General features: G+C 46.9%; 15 protein-coding genes. 3 read left to right on the forward strand and 12 right to left on the reverse strand.

Annotation, left to right across the window (positions count from 1 at the left end; translation table 11 throughout):
* Positions 1–71: 71 nt before the first annotated feature.
* Together ssb and BLT32_RS04530 are read right to left on the reverse strand one after the other, a co-directional pair.
* Positions 72–614, reverse strand: a complete 543-nt coding sequence (gene ssb, locus BLT32_RS04525; protein WP_053953107.1) for a single-stranded DNA-binding protein — start codon at positions 612–614, stop codon at positions 72–74.
* A gap of 1 nt (position 615) precedes the next feature.
* Complete coding sequence (locus BLT32_RS04530) at positions 616–1,995, reverse strand: MFS transporter (RefSeq protein ID WP_053953108.1); 1,380 nt, start codon at positions 1,993–1,995, stop codon at positions 616–618.
* Between the two features lie 131 nt (positions 1,996–2,126).
* On the opposite strand from BLT32_RS04530, the gene uvrA reads away from it, so the two are divergent.
* The 3 genes from uvrA to glsA are packed head-to-tail and all read left to right on the forward strand — an operon-like array spanning position 2,127 to position 6,311.
* Complete coding sequence (uvrA, locus tag BLT32_RS04535) at positions 2,127–4,946, forward strand: excinuclease ABC subunit UvrA (RefSeq protein ID WP_053953109.1); 2,820 nt, start codon at positions 2,127–2,129, stop codon at positions 4,944–4,946.
* An 11-nt stretch (positions 4,947–4,957) separates the two neighbouring features.
* Positions 4,958–5,365: an acyl-CoA thioesterase gene (locus BLT32_RS04540; protein ID WP_053953110.1), complete on the forward strand. Its 408-nt coding sequence runs from the start codon at positions 4,958–4,960 to the stop codon at positions 5,363–5,365.
* Entirely contained in the window at positions 5,355–6,311 is a 957-nt protein-coding gene (gene glsA / locus BLT32_RS04545) for a glutaminase A (protein WP_053953111.1), read from the forward strand. The genes BLT32_RS04540 and glsA overlap by 11 nt, the downstream gene beginning before the upstream one ends.
* Positions 6,312–6,314: 3 nt before the next feature.
* Here glsA and BLT32_RS04550 read toward each other — a convergent pair whose 3' ends face one another.
* The 10 genes from BLT32_RS04550 to rplA all read right to left on the reverse strand — a co-directional run bounded on the left by BLT32_RS04550 (position 6,315) and on the right by rplA (position 22,232).
* Positions 6,315–7,100, reverse strand: coding sequence for a type 2 periplasmic-binding domain-containing protein (locus BLT32_RS04550; protein WP_407716539.1), 786 nt, complete (start codon positions 7,098–7,100; stop codon positions 6,315–6,317).
* A 152-nt stretch (positions 7,101–7,252) separates the two neighbouring features.
* Positions 7,253–8,437, reverse strand: a complete 1,185-nt coding sequence (tuf, locus tag BLT32_RS04555; protein ID WP_074668889.1) for an elongation factor Tu — start codon at positions 8,435–8,437, stop codon at positions 7,253–7,255.
* Positions 8,438–8,497: 60 nt separating this feature from the next.
* Positions 8,498–10,627 carry an elongation factor G gene (gene fusA, locus BLT32_RS04560; RefSeq protein ID WP_053953114.1) on the reverse strand — a complete coding sequence of 710 codons (2,130 nt, stop codon included), beginning with the start codon at positions 10,625–10,627 and terminating at the stop codon, positions 8,498–8,500.
* 30 nt (positions 10,628–10,657) lie between these two features.
* Positions 10,658–11,128, reverse strand: coding sequence for a 30S ribosomal protein S7 (gene rpsG / locus BLT32_RS04565; RefSeq protein WP_053953115.1), 471 nt, complete (start codon positions 11,126–11,128; stop codon positions 10,658–10,660).
* 76 nt (positions 11,129–11,204) lie between these two features.
* Positions 11,205–11,579 (reverse strand): 30S ribosomal protein S12, encoded by a 375-nt coding sequence (gene rpsL / locus BLT32_RS04570; protein WP_006956845.1) that lies wholly within the window; start codon positions 11,577–11,579, stop codon positions 11,205–11,207.
* Between the two features lie 206 nt (positions 11,580–11,785).
* Positions 11,786–16,021: a DNA-directed RNA polymerase subunit beta' gene (gene rpoC, locus BLT32_RS04575; RefSeq protein WP_053953116.1), complete on the reverse strand. Its 4,236-nt coding sequence runs from the start codon at positions 16,019–16,021 to the stop codon at positions 11,786–11,788.
* Between the two features lie 72 nt (positions 16,022–16,093).
* Positions 16,094–20,122 (reverse strand): DNA-directed RNA polymerase subunit beta, encoded by a 4,029-nt coding sequence (gene rpoB, locus BLT32_RS04580; RefSeq protein ID WP_053953117.1) that lies wholly within the window; start codon positions 20,120–20,122, stop codon positions 16,094–16,096.
* 216 nt (positions 20,123–20,338) lie between these two features.
* Complete coding sequence (gene rplL / locus BLT32_RS04585) at positions 20,339–20,716, reverse strand: 50S ribosomal protein L7/L12 (protein WP_053953118.1); 378 nt, start codon at positions 20,714–20,716, stop codon at positions 20,339–20,341.
* Between the two features lie 53 nt (positions 20,717–20,769).
* Positions 20,770–21,288, reverse strand: a complete 519-nt coding sequence (gene rplJ / locus BLT32_RS04590) for a 50S ribosomal protein L10 (RefSeq protein WP_053953119.1) — start codon at positions 21,286–21,288, stop codon at positions 20,770–20,772.
* A 248-nt stretch (positions 21,289–21,536) separates the two neighbouring features.
* Positions 21,537–22,232, reverse strand: a complete 696-nt coding sequence (rplA, locus tag BLT32_RS04595; protein ID WP_053953120.1) for a 50S ribosomal protein L1 — start codon at positions 22,230–22,232, stop codon at positions 21,537–21,539.
* Position 22,233 lies beyond the last annotated feature (1 nt).

Consider the following 22,233-nt stretch of genomic DNA (forward strand, 5'->3'; position numbering starts at 1 on the left):
AAACCTTAACAAAAAGGCTCCGCAGGGAGCCTTTCTTTATTAGATGTCTACCTATTAATTTTTGTTTCCCGTTAAAAGGGAATGTCATCGTCAAAGTCGGTGTCCGGTGAGAACGGTGCCGGCTCAGCCGGTTTCTGTTGCGGCTGCTGACTCTGTTGAGACGGCTGTGGTGCCGGACGTTGTTGTTGCTGTTGGCCGCCATAGTTACCTTGTTGACCACCGCCATAACCCTGACCTTGAGCAGGTCCGCCCTGAGGGCCACCTTGAGGACCTCCGCGTGAGTCAAGCATCTGCATTTCGTTTATAACGATTTCAGTCGTGTAACGCTCTACATTGTCCTGTCCAGTCCACTTGCGTGTCTGCAAGCGCCCTTCAACATAAACTTTAGAACCTTTCTTAAGGTACTCACCAGCAATTTCTGCCAAACGGCGATACGCCACACAACGGTGCCATTCGGTTTGCTCGCGTGGCTCTCCGGTTTGCTTGTCTTTCCAGGTTTCACTGGTCGCAATCGATAAATTGGCTATCGCCGTGCTGTTCTGGGTATAACGCACTTCGGGATCTGCACCCAGATTACCAATCAAAATAACTTTATTCACACCGCGGCTGGCCATTTCACTCTCCTGTTCTTAATGCACTAAGCAGTTCATTCACTGCTTTTTCATCGTACGCTTTTTTATCGACTTTTAAATAAGTTGCCTGATCGTCTTCGACCCAGCGAGCTTCTTTTACACCCGTAATGGTTAGTAACTGCTCACTTAAACGTATCGCTTTGTCTTTCGTCAAGTTTGGGGTTGCTACCGACAAGCTGGTGACGCTTTCCGGGTTCTTCATCAGGAAGCTGATAACAAACCAACATAGTAGCAAGATCAAACAGAATACCACAATGCCCGATGTCTGATAGTTTTGTAAGACCCAACCGCCTGCAACACCACCAACAAACGCCCCTAAAAACTGGCTGGTTGAATAAATGCCACTGGCGCTACCCTTGCTACCAGCGGGAGCTATGCGGGTTAACAAAGAAGGTAAGCTGGCTTCAATAAAATTAAAGCCTGTAAAAAATACGACTAACGCTGCGACCAACCAAACGGCTGACTCACCGGCGTAAAAAACCGTCGCCAGCGAAATAATGAGTATAGCGATAGATGCTCGTAACCACTGTACTGAGCTATTATTTCGGGCGCTTCGAATAATCATAGGCACCATTAATACAACCGATGCAGCAAGCGTTGGTAAATAAAACCAAGCGTGTGTTTGACTCTCAAACCCTGCGCTTTGCAGTTGTGTGGGAATAGTCACAAACCAAGCTGTTAAAATAGCGTGCAGAACAAAAATACCCGTGTTCAGACACCAAAGCTGTTTATGCTTTAAGAGCTTTTTCAGCTCGGAAGCCACCGGCAGAGACTCCCGTCTCGCTGAGGTTGTTACCACTTTAGGCACACTCATAACCAGCACAACAATACCCAACACTCCGGTTGCAGCGGTAAACCAGAAAAGCCCTGACAAACCAATAACACCGCCGAGCAGCGGTCCGACAACCAACGAGACGGCAAACGCCAAGCCAATACACATACCAATAATAGCCATGACTTTCGGTCGTTGCTCGTCACGCGATAAGTCCGACGCCAACGCCAAAATAGCAGCAGCTATCGCACCAACGCCCTGCAGCGCTCGACCAACACTCACCATTACCAGGCTATCGGCTAATGCTGCAACAATACTACCCAGCACGAACACCACTAAACCGCCAATAATAATGGGCTTTCGGCCGATACGGTCGGACGCCATACCTAATGGAATTTGCAGCAGCGCTTGGGTCAGACCATAAGCACCTAATGCAACACCAACAAGCAATGGTGAATAATCCGGATAGGCTTGTGCGTAAACCGCCAATACCGGCATGATCAAAAACAGCCCTAACATCCGTATACCAAATACGGACGCCAGTGAGAATGCGGCTTTACGTTCGGTCTTATTTAACGAGTGTTGCGTCATGTTACTGCGTTTGCGCTAGTATCAGAATGAATCATGCTGATATTGTACCAGAAGGCATACACTGTGCGATAATAGCGTTTTGTCGTCGACTTCCTACAAGTTGAAGATTTGCTGAAAAACAGACGGGAATTATGGAAAACATTGAAGTACGCGGTGCACGAACGCACAACCTGAAAAATTTCAATCTGACGATACCCCGTGACAAGCTTATTGTCATTACCGGCTTATCCGGCTCCGGTAAGTCGTCGTTAGCGTTTGATACACTCTATGCAGAAGGTCAGCGCCGTTACGTTGAGTCACTATCAGCTTACGCTCGTCAGTTCTTATCGCTGATGGAAAAACCCGATGTAGACAGTATTGAAGGTCTGTCTCCTGCTATCTCCATTGAGCAAAAGTCGACATCTCATAACCCGCGCTCAACTGTGGGTACTATTACCGAAATTTATGACTATTTGCGCTTAATGTACGCACGCGTAGGTGAGCCTCGCTGTCCAACGCATGACGTGGCACTGGCTGCACAAACGGTCTCGCAAATGGTCGACAAAGTGCTTGATGCGCCAGAAGGCGAGAAGCGCATGTTATTAGCGCCCATTATTCAAAACCGCAAAGGCGAGCATTTAAAAGTTCTAGAAAACCTCGCGTTACAGGGCTTTATCCGCGCACGCATTGACGGTGAAATTTGCGACTTAAGTGATCCGCCGCCTTTAGAACTGCAGAAAAAGCACACCATTGAAGTGGTTGTAGACCGTTTTAAAGTTCGCGAAGGTTTAGAGCAACGCTTAGCCGAATCTTTTGAAACCGCTTTAGAGTTAAGTGGTGGTACTGCGCTGGTTGCCCCTATGGAAGGCGACGGAGACACCTTAGTGTTCTCAGCAAACTTCGCCTGTCCGCATTGCGGATACAGTATGCAGGAGTTGGAACCTCGCCTGTTCTCATTCAATAACCCAGCGGGGGCTTGTACCACTTGTGACGGTTTAGGCGTTGAACAGTTTTTTGACCCGAAAAAGGTCATTGTTAACGACGAGATTTCCTTAACCGGTGGTGCTATTCGTGGCTGGGACAAACGTAACTTTTATTACTACCAAATGCTGCAGTCACTGGCTAAGCATTATGGATTTAAGCTATCTGAGCCCTTTAAAGACTTACCGGAAGATATTCGGAATATCATTCTGTTCGGCAGCGGAAAAGAAGAGATAAAATTTACTTATATGAATGACCGCGGTGATAAAGTCGTCCGCGAGCATGCCTTCGAGGGCATTATTCCGAACATGCAGCGCCGCTATCGCGAAACTGAGTCTCAAGCGGTTCGCGAAGAGCTGTCGAAGTACGTTGCAACACAACCTTGTAAGAGTTGTCATGGCACGCGCCTGCGCACCGAGGCCCGCCACGTATTTATTAACAATGTGACCTTACCGGAAGTGGTCGAGCAGTCCATTGGTGACGCTATGGCCTTCTTCCAGCAATTAGACCTGGAAGGTCAGCGTGCTCAAATAGCCGAGAAAATTCTTAAAGAAATTAACGACCGCCTGCGCTTTTTGGTGAACGTAGGTCTCAACTACTTGAGCCTATCTCGCAGTGCAGAAACCTTATCTGGCGGCGAAGCTCAGCGAATTCGCCTAGCCAGTCAAATTGGTGCCGGCTTAGTCGGTGTTATGTACGTTCTTGATGAACCCAGTATTGGTCTGCATCAGCGCGACAATGAACGCTTGTTAAATACCCTGACGCACCTGAGGGACTTAGGTAATACGGTTATTGTCGTAGAACACGATGAGGACGCGATTCGTCAGTCTGATCATGTCATTGATATAGGTCCGGGCGCCGGTGTTCATGGTGGTGAGATTATCGCTCAGGGCAACGTTGACGACATTATTGAAAGTAAGGACTCGCTAACCGGGGATTACCTGTCTGGTCGTAAAGTGATTGATGTGCCTGCAGAACGACATAAGCCTGATGACCGCCAACTCGTAATAAAGGGTGCCAGTGGTAATAACCTCAAAGATGTCACTATGAAGCTGCCGCTTGGCATCATGACCTGCGTTACCGGAGTATCAGGGTCGGGTAAATCGACTCTGGTCAATGACACGCTGTTTAAAATAGCCCACAGAGAGCTTAATGGCGCAACAGCCGATGTTCCGTCACCTTATGAAAGTGTCGATGGGTTCCAGTATTTAGATAAGGTTGTCGATATCGATCAAAGCCCGATTGGTCGGACACCACGCTCTAACCCGGCGACTTATACCGGCATATTCACGCCTATTCGCGAGCTTTTCGCTGGTGTTCCTGAAGCGCGGGCTCGTGGCTACAAACCAGGCCGTTTTAGCTTTAACGTCCGCGGTGGTCGTTGTGAGGCATGTCAGGGCGACGGCGTTATTAAAGTTGAAATGCACTTCTTGCCGGATGTCTACGTACCTTGCGATATTTGTAAAGGTAAACGCTACAACCGCGAAACGCTGGAAATTCAGTACAAAGGCAAAAACATTCATGAAGTGCTGGAAATGACCATAGAAGACGCTCGTGAGTTCTTCGACCCAATTCCGGCAATAGCACGTAAACTACAAACACTCATGGATGTAGGTTTGTCTTACGTACGCTTAGGACAGTCGGCAACGACGCTCTCCGGCGGTGAGGCGCAACGCGTCAAACTGTCGCGTGAGCTATCCAAACGAGACACCGGTAAAACATTGTATATTCTGGATGAGCCAACCACGGGCCTGCATTTCCACGATATTAAACAGTTATTAGCCGTGATTCATCGCTTACGAGACCATGGTAATACGGTCGTTGTCATAGAGCACAACTTAGATGTCATTAAGACCGCCGACTGGATTATTGACCTTGGTCCTGAAGGCGGTTCAGGGGGCGGAGAGATACTCTGCGAAGGCACACCAGAAGCCATTTGTGAGAATAAACAGTCGCATACGGCACGTTTTTTAAAGCCGATGCTAAAATAAAAGGAAGCAGTATGTTAACGGAAGACTTTAAAGTTCGATTTTATGAAACCGACGCGCTAGGCCATGTGAATAACACGGTCATACCCGGCTGGATTGAAACCGGCCGGCTACCGATATTCGAGTTTTTCGGTGAAATGTCGCCAGAAACTCAAAGCTTAATTGTAGCGCGACTGGAAGTAGACTATTTGTTTCCAATTTACTTTGGCAGCCCGGTTACAGTAAACACTTACGTCACCAGAATGGGCGGCAGCTCATTTGATATTACGACCGAGGTTTGGCAAAAAGACAAACTCTGCGCTAAGGGTAAGTCTGTGTTGGTTTATTTCGATTATCAGAAGGAGTGTTCAGTGAAGCTACCTCAGGATATAAGGGACAGACTGGCTACAATAACGCATCCGGAGCACCCTCGTGACGCGTGATATAGTCAGCGGCGGGCAGCACATACATGCGCCTGACGATTTAACCCGCCTGCTGCGAGACATTCATGAGCAAGCAATGACTATAAATACCGGCAAGGTGGCGGATTACATACCCGCCCTTGCCGCGGTTGACCCTGAGCAGTGCGCTTTAACCGTCGCAACCTTAGATGGTGAGACATTTACCTTTGGTGACACTCAGACACAGTTTTCTATTCAATCCATTTCAAAAATCTTCGGGCTTATTCTGGCTATGGAAAGGCTTGGCGATGAGTTATGGGAACGAGTCAAGATGGAACCATCAGGTCAGGCATTTAATTCGATTGTTCAGCTTGAGTGGGAAAAAGGCATACCTCGTAACCCAATGATTAATGCCGGTGCTATTTTGGTCAGCGATGTCCTTGTTAGCCATTACTCGGCCAGTAAAAATGCGGTTCTAAGCTTTGTACGCAGTCTTTGTGGTAACGAAGAAGTCTATGCTGACCATGAAGTACATGAATCAGAGAAAGACCACGGGCACCGGAATGCCGCTTTAGCCCATCTGATGAAAAGCTTTGGCAATATCGACTCAGATGTCGACGAGCTGCTCGATCACTACTTCTGGCAATGTGCGCTGTCAATGTCGTGTGAAAATTTGGCGCGATCATTTACTTTTTTAGCAAATGACGGCGTTTGCCCGTTTTCTAAAAAAGAAATTATGTCCAAGCGTGATTCTCAACGAATTAATGCCTTACTTTCCACCAGCGGTATGTACGATCAAAGTGGTGAGTTTGCATTTACTGTTGGCGTGCCAGCGAAAAGTGGTGTTGGCGGTGGCATAGTCGCTATTGTGCCTGACTTTGGAGTTATTTCAGCCTGGAGTCCGCGCTTAAACGAGTTTGGCAACAGCGCTCGCGGTATGTTTATGGTGCGAGAAGTTGCGAATAAACTGGGTTTAAGCGTTTATTAAGCTTTAGCGAATTGTGGACGGTCGATATAATTGAAAGCGTTCCATATTGAAACGTCGAAAAAGCCGGTCAATTTCCCCTTTTCTGCCTAACTCACTTAAAAGCCTCTGTAAGGTTGAGGCTTCAATTTTCCCGGTGTTACCGACCAATAAATGCAGTTCATACGTGAAGTCTGATTTTTCCGAAAGTAATAAGTTATCAATATTGATTTGACGTGAACCTTCCAAAGCAGCAAGCAACTCATCATTGACCGTTGTTAAGTCAACCCGTCCACCTAGAACCATTCGAATATTTGTTATTCTTGAGTCCGCTAGATAAACAGTATAATCATCTTTTAGCTCATTAGAGGCTTTGAGTTCTCCGGCTATAAGATAGTGATAACCTTTTACCCCGGCAAGGCTTTTACCCTTAAAGTTATTAAAAAATTTTTGTGAACGCCCCTCTTTTTGCGCTGTAACTAGCCGCTCTTTCCCTCTCACTAAAGGGAAAGTTGCGTCAACTTCTATTTCTCGGCCTTGCCAGCCCCAACTCGGTGACTCGAAAAATATAACATCGCAACAACCGCCCTTACTTAGCGCTTCATAACGCGCAGAAGGTGGTATCACTTCAATCACAAATTCGTAATTGCTCTGATGATTATTAAGGCGGTTAATTAGCTCGCGGGTTAAGTCGGTTTCCAGAACATCAGAAAAATAAGGCGGGTAGTCGTAAGCGGCAACATAGACCTTTGTCTGTGCTGCTATAGGAAAACTACAGAGTAATGCTGCGAAAAGCAGTAAAAAACGACTCAAAAGCCCCACACTTTACTGTTATTGATGAAAATCATGACATTTCATCTTTCACTTTTGAGGCTTGAATGTCAAGAACTGTAAAGACGAGCCGTTCAACAGCCATAAAAAAGCCCGGCATAAAGCCGGGCTTTGTATACGATACTTAAACCGTATTAGTCTATGATCTTAGATACAACGCCTGCACCTACAGTACGACCACCTTCACGGATTGCGAAACGCAAACCTTCGTCCATTGCGATTGGAGCAATCAGCTCTACAACGAACTTCAGGTTGTCGCCTGGCATAACCATTTCTACGCCTTCCGGCAATTCTACTGCACCCGTTACGTCAGTCGTACGGAAGTAGAACTGTGGACGATAGCCTTTGAAGAATGGCGTGTGACGGCCACCTTCGTCTTTGCTCAGTACGTAAACTTCCGCTTCGAACTTAGTATGCGGAGTAATTGTACCTGGCTTCGCCAATACCTGGCCACGCTCAACTTCGTCACGCTTAGTACCACGCAACAAGGCGCCAATGTTCTCACCTGCACGACCTTCGTCAAGCAGCTTACGGAACATTTCAACACCAGTCACAGTCGTCTTAGTCGTTTCTTTCATACCAACGATTTCACACTCGTCGCCAGTGTTGATGATACCGCGCTCTACACGACCGGTAACAACTGTACCACGACCTGAAATCGAGAATACGTCTTCGATTGGCATGATGAATGGCTTATCGATGTCACGCTCTGGCTCTGGGATGTAGTTATCAAGCGCATCTGCTAGCTCAACAATTTTCTTCGCCCACTCTTCGTCGCCTTCCAGCGCTTTCAGTGCTGAGCCCTGGATAACTGGCAGGTCGTCGCCCGGGAAGTCATACTCTGACAACAACTCACGAACTTCCATTTCTACCAGCTCTAACAGCTCTTCATCGTCTACCATGTCACATTTGTTCATGAAGACAACGATGTAAGGTACGCCAACCTGACGTGAAAGCAGGATGTGCTCACGCGTTTGTGGCATTGGGCCGTCAGTTGCCGCTACTACCAGGATTGCGCCGTCCATCTGTGCAGCACCGGTGATCATGTTTTTAACATAGTCAGCGTGCCCTGGGCAGTCTACGTGCGCGTAGTGGCGAGTTGGCGTGTCATACTCAACGTGAGAAGTTGAGATAGTGATACCACGCTCTTTCTCTTCTGGCGCGTTATCGATGGCTGCGAAGTCTTTCGCCGCACCACCATAAACTTTTGCCAAAACAGTTGTGATAGCAGCAGTTAGTGTAGTTTTACCGTGGTCAACGTGACCAATGGTGCCGACGTTTACGTGCGGCTTCGAACGTTCAAATTTTTCTTTAGACATGATATATCCTCAAATTTAAGTTGAAAGCCCGGTCCTGTGTAAGACCGGACCAGACCTTACTTAACCTTTAGCGTTACGCTCAGCCATCACTTTTTCAGCGATGTTGTTTGGTGCTTCACCGTACTTCAAGAATTCCATTGAGTATGATGCACGACCTTGGGTTTGTGAACGCAAGTCAGTTGCGTAACCAAACATCTCAGACAGTGGAACTTGAGCGTTAACCGCTTTCAAGCCACCTGGCGCTTCTTCCATACCTTCGATGAGACCACGACGACGGTTCAGGTCGCCAACAACATCACCCATCGACTCTTCTGGAGTAATAACTTCGACTTTCATCATTGGTTCAAGCAGAACTGGGTCAGCTTGCATTGCACCTTTTTTGAATGCCATGCTACCAGCGATCTTAAACGCCATTTCTGACGAGTCAACATCGTGGTAAGAGCCGTCATATAGGGTTGCTTTAACACCCAATACTGGGTAGCCAGCTAATACGCCTTGCTCCATTTGCTCTTTAACACCACGATCAACTGCTGGGATGTACTCTTTTGGTACCACACCACCAACAATTTCGTTAACGAATTCGTAAGTAATGTCTTCGCCGTCTTCATCTTCTTCGATAGCCATTGGCTCAAGTTTCAGCCATACGTGACCGAATTGACCACGACCACCTGATTGACGTACGAATTTACCTTCGACTTCAACCGCCTTACGGATTGCTTCACGGTATGCAACCTGAGGCTGACCAACGCTACATTCAACTTTGAACTCACGCTTCATACGGTCAACGATGATGTCCAAGTGAAGCTCGCCCATACCAGAGATAATGGTTTGGCCAGACTCTTCGTCCGTTTGAACTCGGAACGATGGATCTTCTGCTGCTAGTTTACCTAAAGCAATACCCATTTTCTCTTGGTCAGCTTTAGTTTTTGGCTCTACCGCAACAGAGATAACTGGTTCTGGGAATTCCATACGCTCAAGAATGATCTTGTTGTTTGGATCACACAGCGTGTCACCAGTAGTTACGTCTTTAAGACCAATTAGTGCAGCAATGTCACCGGCGCGAACTTCTTTAATTTCCTGACGGTCATTTGCGTGCATCTGTACCATACGACCGATACGTTCTTTTTTGTTCTTAACTGGGTTAACAACACCGTCACCTTGATTTAGAACACCAGAGTAAACACGAACGAAAGTCAATGTACCAACAAATGGGTCTGTCGCAATTTTAAACGCCAATGCTGCGAATGGTTCGTTGTCATCAGACTTACGAACGCCTTCTGTTTCATCGTCGTCTAAAATACCGGTAATTGGCTTAACTTCTGTTGGCGACGGTAAGAATTCAATAACCGCATCCAACATTGCCTGAACACCTTTGTTTTTGAACGCTGAGCCGCACTGAACTAAAACAATTTCATTTGCCAAAGTTGCTTTACGAAGACCACGTTTGATCTCTTCTTCAGTTAACTCACCTTCTTCAAGGTATTTTTCCATTAGCTCTTCGTCAGCTTCAGCCGCAGCTTCAACTAACTCAGTGCGCAATTCGTCTGCTTGATCTTGAAGGTCAGCAGGAACGTCTTCATAGGTAAATGTCATACCCATGTCGTTTTCGCTCCAGTTGATAGCCTTCATTTTGATAAGGTCAACGACACCTTTGAACTCGTCTTCTGCACCGATTGGAATCTGAATTGGTACTGCGTTCGCGTTCAAACGAGTTTTCATTTGATCAACGACTGACATGAAGTCAGCACCAGCACGGTCCATCTTATTGACGAATACCATACGTGGTACTTCGTATTTGTTCGCCTGACGCCAAACAGTTTCTGTTTGAGGCTGAACACCTGAAGATGCACACAGAACAACGATAGCGCCATCAAGAACACGCAGAGAACGTTCTACTTCGATAGTGAAGTCAACGTGTCCCGGAGTATCGATGATGTTGATACGGTGTTGAGGAAATTGGCGATCCATACCTTCCCAGAAGCTTGTTACCGCTGCTGAGGTGATAGTGATACCACGTTCCTGCTCTTGCTCCATCCAGTCAGTTGTAGACGCACCATCGTGAGTCTCACCGATTTTGTGACTACGACCCGTGTAATAAAGTACACGCTCTGTGGTCGTCGTTTTACCGGCGTCTACGTGAGCACAGATACCGATATTACGATAGCGCTCAATTGATGTTTCTCGAGCCACAATAAACTCCTTTCTAGGTTAACTGTGAATTTACCAGCGATAGTGAGCAAACGCTTTGTTTGCTTCAGCCATGCGGTGAACGTCTTCACGTTTCTTCACAGCTGACCCTTTGTTTTCTGATGCATCTAGCATTTCAGCTGCCAGACGCTGCGACATTGATTTTTCACCACGGGTGCGCGCTGCATCAACTAACCAGCGCATAGCCAGTGCGTTACGACGTACCGGACGAACTTCAACTGGAACTTGGTAGGTAGAACCACCAACGCGACGAGATTTAACCTCGACGGTAGGACGCACGTTTTCTAGTGCATCATCAAAAACGTCCAGATGACCTTTTCCTGACTTCTCTGCCAGGATGTCCAGTGCACCGTAGATAATCTTTTCAGCGACTGCTTTTTTGCCGTCAACCATGACGACATTGATAAACTTAGCCAACAACTCTGATCCGAACTTAGGATCCGGCAGGATTTTACGTTGACCTATGACGCGTCTTCTTGGCATCTCAATATTCTCCGATTAATTCAGGGTATTACCCAAAACTTATGAATTACAGTTTGGCCTTACTAACGGAGAACCGTTAAGACTTAGGCCGCTTCGCGCCGTACTTAGAACGGCCTTGTTTACGATCGTTAACACCTGAACAGTCAAGTGCACCACGAACGGTGTGGTAACGAACACCTGGCAAGTCTTTTACACGACCGCCACGAATCAGTACGACTGAGTGTTCTTGTAAATTATGTCCCTCACCGCCGATGTACGAAGATACTTCGTAACCGTTGGTTAAACGAACACGGCAAACTTTACGCATTGCAGAGTTCGGTTTCTTAGGGGTTGTGGTGTAAACACGGGTACATACTCCGCGTTTTTGAGGGCACGCTTCAAGAGCCGGAACGTTGCTTTTCACAACGGGCTTTTGACGGCCTTTACGCACCAGCTGATTAACTGTTGCCATTCATTACTCCTAGTTTAGTTGATGTCGCTTTTTAGCGCGCACAATGTGCGTGAAAAATCGCTTTTTTCCGACCATACAAAGTCGGATCCCGAAAATCGGGAGCCGAAATTCTAATGGTCATATTTTCACCTGTCAAGGTTATAAAAAAGAAGCCAGCACTATTATTAGTACTGGCTTCTGTACAAATAGGCTAAAAGCGTATTTGTTTATTCAGCAGAGTCGTCTTTTGGTGACTCGTTTCCTGCATTAAGAGCGTCCGCTAATTGTTGCTCAGCTTGCTCTGCAGTCATTGATGGCTCTTCATCAACTTGTAACTCGTCGAGGCGACGCTGCATACGTTCTTTGTGATACGAGTAACCGGTACCTGCCGGAATTAATCGACCCACAATAACGTTTTCTTTCAGGCCGCGTAAGCTGTCTTTACGTCCGCCTACCGCTGCTTCGGTCAGGACACGAGTTGTTTCCTGGAACGACGCCGCAGAAATGAACGATTCTGTCGACAGTGACGCTTTAGTGATACCTAATAGCTGACGCTCGAAAGATGCTGGCGTTTTGCCTTCAGCTTCTGCTTTTGCATTCGCTGCAAGCACTTCCGCCATTTCAACCATTTCGCCTTCCAGCAGGTTAGTATCATTCGCACGAAGAATTAACGCTTTACGCAACATCTGACGAACAATCGTTTCGATGTGCTTATCGTTAATCTTAACACCCTGTAGTCGGTAAACTTCCTGAACTTCGTTCACGATGTAGTTTGCTACAGCGCTTACGCCACGCAGACGCAGGATATCGTGTGGTGCTTCCGGACCATCGGCGATAACCTCACCTTTCTCAACCTGTTCACCTTCGAACACGTTAAGCTGACGCCACTTCGGAATCATTTCTTCGTGCTGCTCAGCACCATCGTTTGGTGTGATGATTAAGCGACGCTTACCTTTGGTTTCCTTACCAAATGACACCGTACCTGTCTTCTCTGCCAGAATTGCAGGCTCTTTCGGACGACGCGCTTCGAATAAGTCAGCAACACGCGGAAGACCACCGGTAATATCACGAGTCTTCGAACCTTCTTGCGGAATACGCGCCAAGGTATCACCGACTTTAACTTCGGCGTTATCTTCCAGGTTGATGATAGCGTTACCTGGCAAGAAGTATTGCGCTGGAATATCGGTACCGGCGATGTTCACGTCGTTACCTTTACCGTCAACCAATTTAACCATTGGGCGCATGTCTTTACCGGCACTGGTACGTTGACCAGTTTCCAGTACTACAATGCTTGAAAGACCTGTCAGCTCGTCGGTTTGACGCGTCATAGTAACGCCGTCAATTAAGTCGACAAACTTGATACGACCTTCCACCTCGGTAATGATTGGGTGAGTATGCGGGTCCCAGTTAGCGACAGTCTCGCCGCCTTCAACTGCATCACCTTCACCTTTTTTCAATACCGCACCGTAAGGTACTTTATAACGCTCACGCTCACGGCCGTATTCATCGATAAGCGTCAACTCAGTCGAGCGAGAAGTAATTACATGCTCTTTATCGCTGTTTACAACCCACTTCGCGTTGTGCAGCTTGATAGTACCTGAGTTCTTAACTTGTACGCTGTTCTCAGCCGTTGCACGCGATGCCGCACCACCAATGTGGAAGGTACGCATGGTCAGCTGTGTACCCGGCTCACCGATTGACTGTGCTGCGATAACACCAACCGCTTCACCTTGGTTAACCATGTGGCCACGAGCCAAGTCACGACCGTAACAGTGTGCACAAACACCAAAATCTGTGTCACAGGTAATAACCGAACGAACTTTAACTTCATCGATAGAGTTTTCTTCGAGAATGTCACAGTTCTTTTCGTCAAGCAGCGTGTTGCGAGGTAACAGAACGTCTTCGCTACCCGGCTTCAGAACGTCATCACAAAGAACACGACCTAGCACGCGCTCACGCAATGGCTCTACAACGTCACCACCTTCAATTAATGGCTTCATTGTCAGTCCATCGTGTGTACCACAGTCTTCTTCCATGATAACGACGTCTTGAGAAACATCGACCAGACGGCGAGTCAGATAACCTGAGTTCGCTGTTTTCAGTGCCGTATCCGCAAGACCTTTACGAGCACCGTGAGTCGAGATGAAGTACTGAAGTACGTTCAAACCTTCACGGAAGTTCGCAACGATAGGCGTTTCGATGATTGAGCCATCTGGCTTCGCCATCAGACCACGCATACCAGCCAACTGACGAATCTGCGCAGGGCTACCACGAGCGCCTGAGTCAGCCATCATGAAGATAGAGTTAAAGGATGCTTGCTCTTCGTCTTTACCGTCTTTATTGGTGACAATTTCTTTCGACAAGTTATCCATCATCGCTTTCGAGACTTTCTCGTTCGCAGTTGACCAGATATCGATAACTTTGTTGTATTTCTCACCAGCGGTTACCAGGCCAGACTCAAACTGTTCCTGAATTTCAGCAACTTCTTCTTCCGCCGCTGCGACGATTTCTTTCTTCGCTTCAGGAATAACCATGTCGTTGATACCAACCGACGCACCTGAAACCATCGCGTAGTGGAAACCGGTGTACATGATTTGATCGGCAAAAATAACCGTGTCTTTCAAGCCCAGATTACGGTAAGCCTGGTTAAGCATACGAGCGATAGGCTTTTTGCCCATAGCCTGATCGATAAGCTCAAACGGCAAACCTTCTGGCATAATTAATGACAATAATGCACGGCCTACGGTTGTATCACGTACCGCAGTTTTAGTCGTACGGTTACCGTCTTCGTCAGCGGTTGTGTCCGTAATACGCACTTTAACGCGTGAATGCAGTTCTACATCACCATTACGGTAAGCTTTTTCAGCTTCAGACGGGCTTTTGAAAATCATGCCTTCGCCTTTACCGTTAATTTTCTCTTTGGTCATGTAGTAAAGACCCAATACAACGTCCTGTGAAGGTACGATGATTGGATCACCACTTGCTGGTGACAGTACGTTGTTGGTTGACATCATCAACGCACGAGCTTCTAACTGAGCTTCCAAAGTCAGCGGCAAGTGCACAGCCATTTGGTCACCATCAAAGTCGGCGTTATATGCCGCACAGACCAATGGGTGTAACTGAATCGCTTTACCTTCAATCAGTACTGGTTCAAACGCCTGAATACCTAAGCGGTGAAGTGTCGGTGCGCGGTTCAGAAGTACTGGGTGCTCTTTGATGACTTCATCCAGAACGTCCCAAACTTCCGCGGTTTCGCGCTCAACCATTTTCTTAGCTGCTTTAATGGTTGTTGCTAAACCACGACGCTCCAATTTTCCGTAAATAAACGGCTTGAACAGCTCCAGAGCCATCTTCTTCGGAAGACCACACTGGTGCAAGCGTAACTTAGGACCAACGGTGATAACCGAACGGCCTGAGTAGTCAACACGTTTACCCAACAAGTTCTGACGGAAACGACCCTGTTTACCTTTGATCATATCTGCCAAAGATTTCAGAGGACGCTTGTTAGAACCTGTAATAGCACGACCACGACGACCATTATCTAATAAGGCATCAACCGCTTCCTGAAGCATACGCTTCTCGTTGCGCACAATAATATCCGGAGCCGCCAAATCTAACAGGCGCTTCAGACGGTTATTACGGTTAATAACGCGGCGATACAGGTCGTTCAAGTCTGATGTTGCGAATCGGCCACCATCCAGCGGTACCAACGGACGTAAGTCTGGTGGTAGTACTGGTAATACTTTCAGAATCATCCACTCTGGCTTGTTGCCAGACATTTGGAAAGCTTCTAACAACTTCAGGCGCTTGCTGATTTTCTTACGTTTTGTTTCAGAGTTGGTTTCAGGTAACTCTTCGCGCAACGTTTGAATTTCAGCGTCAATGTCGACAGCACGCAATAAATCAAGCACCGCTTCGGCACCCATTTTTGCGTCGAACTCATCGCCATGTTCTTCTAAAGCGTCTAAATATTCTTCTTCTGTCAGAATCTGACCTTGTTCTAAAGACGTTAAGCCGCCTTCAGTAACTACGTAAGATTCAAAATACAATACACGCTCAATATCACGCAGAGTCATGTCGAGCATAAGACCGATACGTGATGGCAGTGATTTTAAGAACCAGATATGCGCAACAGGGCTCGCCAGTTCAATGTGACCCATACGCTCACGGCGCACTTTGGTTAAGGTGACTTCGACGCCACACTTCTCACAAATAACACCGCGGTGCTTCAAACGTTTGTACTTACCGCACAAACATTCATAGTCTTTTACCGGACCAAAGATACGCGCACAGAACAAACCGTCACGCTCTGGTTTGAACGTACGATAGTTAATAGTTTCCGGCTTTTTGACTTCACCATATGACCAACTGCGGATCATATCTGGCGAAGACAAAGCAATACGAATTCCGTCAAATTCGTCTGCTTGATTCGTCGGCTTTAAAAGCTTCAACAAGTCTTTCACGATTTATCTCCTGTCGGAGTTCAACCTATGGGGAGTGAACATCACTCCCCCAGTAATTCCAGCAACAGACGCTTAGTTCTGTTCCAGCTCGATATTGATGCCCAGAGAGCGAATTTCTTTCAACAATACGTTGAACGACTCTGGCATACCCGCTTCCATTTGCAGGTTATTGTCGACGATGTTTTTGTACATCTTCGTACGACCGTTTACGTCGTCCGACTTAACCGTCAACATTTCTTGCAAGGTGTATGCAGCACCGTATGCTTCTAATGCCCAGACTTCCATCTCACCGAAGCGCTGACCACCAAACTGTGCTTTACCACCCAATGGCTGCTGAGTTACCAAGCTGTAAGAGCCGGTAGAACGAGCGTGCATCTTGTCGTCGACCAAGTGGTTTAGTTTCAGCATGTACATGTAACCAACAGTCACATCACGCTCAAACTTATCACCCGTGCGACCGTCAAACAGTGGTATCTGACCCGATTCAGGTAAATCTGCTAGTTTCAGAAGCTCTTTAATTTCTTCTTCAACCGCACCATCAAATACTGGTGTTGCTGTTGGCAGACCTGCTTTTAGGTTACCTGCTAAGCGCATCACTTCGTCATCAGAAAACTCACTGATATCGACTTTCTGGCGGCACTCACCCAGGTCATAAACTTGCTGTAAGAAGTCGCGCAGCTCTTTCATTGCTCGCTGCTGCTTCAGCATCTTGTCTATTTTGCTACCAATTCCGCGAGCAGCCATACCCAAGTGTGTTTCCAACACCTGACCGATGTTCATCCGCGACGGTACACCCAATGGGTTCAATACGATATCTACCGGGTTACCTTCATCATCGTGAGGCATGTCCTCAACTGGGATGATAGTAGAGATAACACCTTTGTTACCGTGACGACCAGCCAATTTATCACCAGGCTGAATGCTACGTTTGACCGCTAAGTAGACTTTTACGATTTTCAGTACGCCAGGCGCTAAATCATCACCTTGAGTGATTTTACGACGCTTGTTTTCGTCCTTCGTATCGAAATCGTCACTAATTTGCTGGTACTGCTCGGCAATTTGTTCTAATTGCGCTTGAGCGTCTTCAGAACCTAAGTCCTGAGTTAACCAGTTTTTACGGTCCATGCTTGCTAATTTAGCTTCATCGAAGCCATTAGCTAATAGCAAGTTGCGCGCACGGTTGTAGATACCTTCTTCAAGAATCTTAAATTCTTCTGTCAGGTCTTTCTTAACCTTCGCCAGTTGCATCTCTTCGATAGCAACGGCACGTTTATCTTTTTCAACGCCATCGCGAGTAAAGACTTGCACGTCAATAACAGTACCGTTAACACCGTTAGGAACACGCAGCGAGCTATCTTTAACGTCTGACGCTTTTTCACCGAAGATAGCTCTCAAAAGCTTCTCTTCTGGCGTTAACTGTGTTTCGCCTTTAGGTGTCACTTTACCGACCAGTATGTCGCCGCCATTAACTTCAGCACCAACATAAACAACACCGGCTTCATCAAGTTTGCCCAGCGCTGACTCACCAACATTCGGAATATCTGAAGTAATTTCTTCAGCGCCCAATTTGGTGTCACGAGCAACACAGTTCAGTTCTTGAATGTGAATAGTGGTTAAACGGTCTTCTTGCGCAACACGCTCGGAGATAAGGATTGAATCCTCAAAGTTATAACCATTCCAAGGCATGAACGCGACACGTAGGTTTTGGCCAAGAGCCAATTCACCTAAGTCTGTCGACGGGCCATCTGCCAATACATCGCCACGCGTTACCGGCTCACCAGGATTAACCGTTGGTTTCTGGTTAATACAGGTGTTTTGGTTAGAGCGTGTGTACTTAGTTAAGTTGTAAATGTCGATACCTGCTTCACCCGGCACCATTTCTTCTTCATTTACTTTAACTACGATGCGGCTCGCATCGACGTAATCAACGACACCACCACGTTTAGCAACAACGGTAACACCCGAGTCGACCGCGATAGTGCGTTCAATACCAGTACCAACTAACGGCTTATCTGCACGTAGTGTTGGTACCGCCTGGCGTTGCATGTTTGATCCCATCAAAGCACGGTTAGCATCGTCGTGCTCAAGGAATGGAATCATGCTTGCTGCAATTGACACGATTTGCTGAGGAGCAACGTCCATATACTGAACTTGCTCTTTACTCATCAATGTAAATTCGTTTTTGTGTCGGCAAGGCACTAAGTCTTCGGTTAACTCACCTTTGTCATTAAGCCCTACGTTCGCCTGAGCGATAACATAGTTGCCCTCTTCAATGGCTGACAAGTAGTCGACATCGTCAGTAACGACACCATTTTCAATACGGCGGTAAGGCGTCTCAAGGAAACCGTACTCGTTCGTTCTTGAGAAGCTCGACAGCGAGTTAATAAGACCGATGTTCGGACTTTCCGGCGTCTCGATTGGACACAAGCGACCATAGTGGGTCGGGTGTACGTCTCGAACTTCGAAACCTGCACGTTCACGCGTCAAACCACCCGGACCTAATGCAGAAATACGACGCTTGTGCGTGACTTCTGACAGCGGGTTGTTTTGGTCCATGAACTGAGACAATTGGCTTGAGCCAAAGAACTCTTTCACGGCAGCGCTGATTGGCTTCGCGTTAATCAGGTCTTGTGGCATGGTGTTGTCTAAATCGCCAAGAGATAAACGCTCTTTAACGGCACGCTCAACACGTACAAGACCTACACGGAATTGGTTTTCCGCCATTTCACCAACCGAACGAATACGGCGGTTACCCAAGTGATCGATATCATCCACTTCATCAAGACCGTTACGAATCTCGATAAGCTTCTTCATGACATCGATAATGTCTTCTTTCGACAACGTGTTATCACCACTTAAGTCATCACGACCTAAACGGCGGTTAAACTTCATGCGACCAACGGTCGATAAGTCGTAACGCTCTTCGCTGAAGAATAAGTTATCGAATAATGCTTCTGCTGCTTCGCGAGTCGGTGGTTCGCCTGGGCGCATCATACGATAGATTTCAACCAACGCTTCCAAACGGTTTGTGGTTGAATCTACGCGCAGCGTTTCGCTCATGTAAGGACCGTGGTCCAAATCATTCACAAACAGCGTTTCAATTTTCTTAATACCGGCTTCGCTCAATGCCGCAATTAACTCAAGCGTTAATACGTCATTTGCGTGGCCAATAACTTCGCCTGTTTTCTTATCGGCGTAGTCTTTTGCTAATACTTTTCCGACCATGTATTCAGTCGGCACGTCCATTTCTTTAATGTCCAGTTTCTCTAACTGACGAATATGGCGTGCGGTAATACGACGGCCTTTTTCAACCAATACTTCACCATCAGCACCTTTGATGTCGAACTTCGCAGTTTCGCCGCGAAGACGTTCAGGCACCAACTCCATCTTGACTTTGGTTTTCAAGATTTCGAAGTAGGTTGTTTCGAAGAACATATCGAGCATTTCTTCGGTGCTGTAGTCTAGTGCACGAAGAATAATAGACGCCGGTAATTTACGGCGACGGTCGATACGAACAAACACGTTGTCTTTAGGATCAAACTCAAAATCTAACCACGAGCCACGGTATGGGATAACTCGTGCGTTATACAGAACTTTACCTGACGAATGTGATTTACCTTTGTCATGGTCAAAAAAGACACCTGGAGAGCGGTGAAGCTGAGAAACGATAACTCGTTCTGTACCATTGATAACGAAGGTTCCGTTTTCTGTCATTAACGGAATTTCGCCCATGTACACTTCTTGCTCTTTAATGTCTTTAACCGTGCCGGCTGCTGCTTCTTTATCAAACAGGACCAGACGCAGTTTCACACGCAGAGGTGCTGAGTAGGTAATACCACGAATTTGACATTCTTCAACGTCAAACGCCGGCTCACCCATGTGATAACTGACGTACTGCAGTTCCGCATTACCTGAGTAGCTGGCAATAGGAAAAACCGAACGAAAAGCCGCTTCCAGGCCGTTATTGGCATCTGGATCGACTTCAATAAATTTCTTAAATGAATCAAGCTGCATAGACAGCAAATAAGGCACTTCTAAGACCTGCGGTCGTTTACCAAAGTCCTTACGAATACGTTTTTTCTCAGAGTAGGAGTACGCCATGGGGTTCCTCAGCTAGCTGATTGATGACCCTAACCAACGAGTGGTTCGATGGTTAAGACAGATGAATCTTTTATCTGTCGATCCCGTGTTGTTTTTGCAAAACTTGTATCCCAACCTCGGGCAAAAATGATACAAGCAATACAGCGCAAAAAGGCTGGTGGTTATTTAACCACCAGCCCAAGGCCCTAAAGAGCCATATTTTGTACAAAAGTCGACTTACTTAACTTCAACTTCCGCACCAGCTTCTTCAAGCTGCTTTTTCAGCTCTTCAGCTTCGTCTTTGCTAACACCTTCTTTGACTGCAACTGGTGCAGACTCAACCATAGCTTTAGCTTCTTTCAAGCCAAGGCCAGTTGCGCCGCGAACAGCTTTGATAGCAGCTACTTTGTTGCTACCAGCGCCTTTCAGCATTACGTCAAATTCAGTTTTCTCTTCAGCTGCTGCTTCGCCGCCTGCTGCTGGACCAGCTGCTACTGCAACTGCTGCAGATGCGTCAACGCCGAATTTTTCTTCAGCTGCTTCGATCAGTTCAACCAGTTCCATTACTGGCATTTCAGCGATCGCGTTTAAGATATCGTCTTTAGTCAGAGCCATTACTCTAAACTCCTGGGTTGATAATTACAAAAAATGGTTAAAAAACCAACGTATTATTTAGCGTCTTTAATTGCTGCCAACGTTCTAACGAACTTGCTAGGTACTTCGTTAACTGTTTTAACGAACTTGCTAACAGGTTCTTTGAAGGTGGCGAGCAATTTAGCCAATGCTTCGTCACGAGTCGGAAGTGAAGCAACTGCGTCCAATTTCTCAGGACCCATGATGCCATTACCGATTGACAGAGCTGTTACCTGCAGGTTCTTGTTCTCTTTGGCAAAGTCTTTGAACAAACGAGCTGAAGCGCCCGGTGCGTCCAAAGAAAAACCATAAACAAGAGGTCCTTTCAGTACATCGCTCATGTCGTCGAACTGAGTGCCTTCAAAAGCGCGCTTCGCAAGAGTATTTCGAACAACTTTCAGAAATACGCCTTGTTCACGTGCTTTTTTACGAAGCTCAGTCATATCGGCAACTTCGATGCCTCGATATTCAGCAACGGTGACGGCTAGCGCATTCGAAGCAACGTCGTTAACTTCCTTAACGATGGCTTTCTTTCCGGCTAAACCAATTGCCACTGATATCACCTCGTTTTCAATTTGGAGCCGAAGCTCCACGTTACAATTAGGTGGAGTTACCTCCACCGCGTTGTCACGGTGATTCTCTACCCAGAGAGCCTGAGTCGGATATCACCATCTGCGTAGGAAATTAAGTGCCGCTATTCGATACTACTGAAATTCTCGCGGTACACCTACGGTCTTGGACGGGAGCCTTGCTTGTTGCCTTTTGAGCATTACAAACGGCAGCTCCAACCCATAAACCTTAATTAACCAGCGCTAACAGTACCCTGGTCAATACTTACACCAGCGCCCATCGTTGTAGATAAGCTGATGCGTTTAAAGTAAACACCTTTTGCAGAAGAAGGCTTAGCTTTCTTAAGCGCACCTAATAATGCATCAAGGTTTTCTTTCAATTTCGCGTCATCGAAATCAACACGGCCGATTGTTGCGTGAACAATACCGTTTTTGTCGTTGCGATAACGAACCTGACCCGCTTTAGCATTTTTAACAGCTGTTGCTACGTCAGGAGTTACAGTACCTGTTTTCGGGTTAGGCATCAGGCCTCGAGGACCTAAGATTTGACCTAATTGACCAACAACACGCATTGCGTCAGGTGATGCTACGACAACGTCGAAGTTCATTTCACCTTTCTTAACTTGTTCAGCCAAGTCTTCCATACCAACAATGTCAGCACCCGCTTCTTTCGCCTTGTCTGCATTGTCGCCAGAAGTAAAGACTGCAACGCGAACGTCACGACCTGTACCATTTGGTAATACAGTCGCGCCACGAACGTTTTGGTCAGATTTACGAGCATCGATGCCAAGGTTTACTGCAACATCAACGCTTTCAGTGAACTTTGCTGTTGCTAGTTCTTTCAACAGTGCAATTGCTTCATTCACGTCGTAATCGCGGGCTTCAACTTTCTCTGCGATCATGCGAGCGCGTTTTGTTAATTTAGCCATC

The sequence above is a fragment of the Idiomarina zobellii genome, from assembly GCF_900100855.1.
GTDB classification, from domain to species: Bacteria; Pseudomonadota; Gammaproteobacteria; order Enterobacterales; family Alteromonadaceae; genus Idiomarina; species Idiomarina zobellii.

Bases quoted from the DNA above. Each gene is read 5' to 3' on its own strand.
- ssb (WP_053953107.1), bottom strand. From the start codon at position 614: ATGGCCAGCCGCGGTGTGAATAAAGTTATTTTGATTGGTAATCTGGGT.
- BLT32_RS04530 (WP_053953108.1), bottom strand. From the start codon at position 1,995: ATGACGCAACACTCGTTAAATAAGACCGAACGTAAAGCCGCATTCTCA.
- uvrA (WP_053953109.1), top strand. From the start codon at position 2,127: ATGGAAAACATTGAAGTACGCGGTGCACGAACGCACAACCTGAAAAAT.
- BLT32_RS04540 (WP_053953110.1), top strand. From the start codon at position 4,958: ATGTTAACGGAAGACTTTAAAGTTCGATTTTATGAAACCGACGCGCTA.
- tuf (WP_074668889.1), bottom strand. From the start codon at position 8,437: ATGTCTAAAGAAAAATTTGAACGTTCGAAGCCGCACGTAAACGTCGGC.
- rpsG (WP_053953115.1), bottom strand. From the start codon at position 11,128: ATGCCAAGAAGACGCGTCATAGGTCAACGTAAAATCCTGCCGGATCCT.
- rpsL (WP_006956845.1), bottom strand. From the start codon at position 11,579: ATGGCAACAGTTAATCAGCTGGTGCGTAAAGGCCGTCAAAAGCCCGTT.
- rpoB (WP_053953117.1), bottom strand. From the start codon at position 20,122: ATGGCGTACTCCTACTCTGAGAAAAAACGTATTCGTAAGGACTTTGGT.
- rplL (WP_053953118.1), bottom strand. From the start codon at position 20,716: ATGGCTCTGACTAAAGACGATATCTTAAACGCGATCGCTGAAATGCCA.
- rplA (WP_053953120.1), bottom strand. From the start codon at position 22,232: ATGGCTAAATTAACAAAACGCGCTCGCATGATCGCAGAGAAAGTTGAA.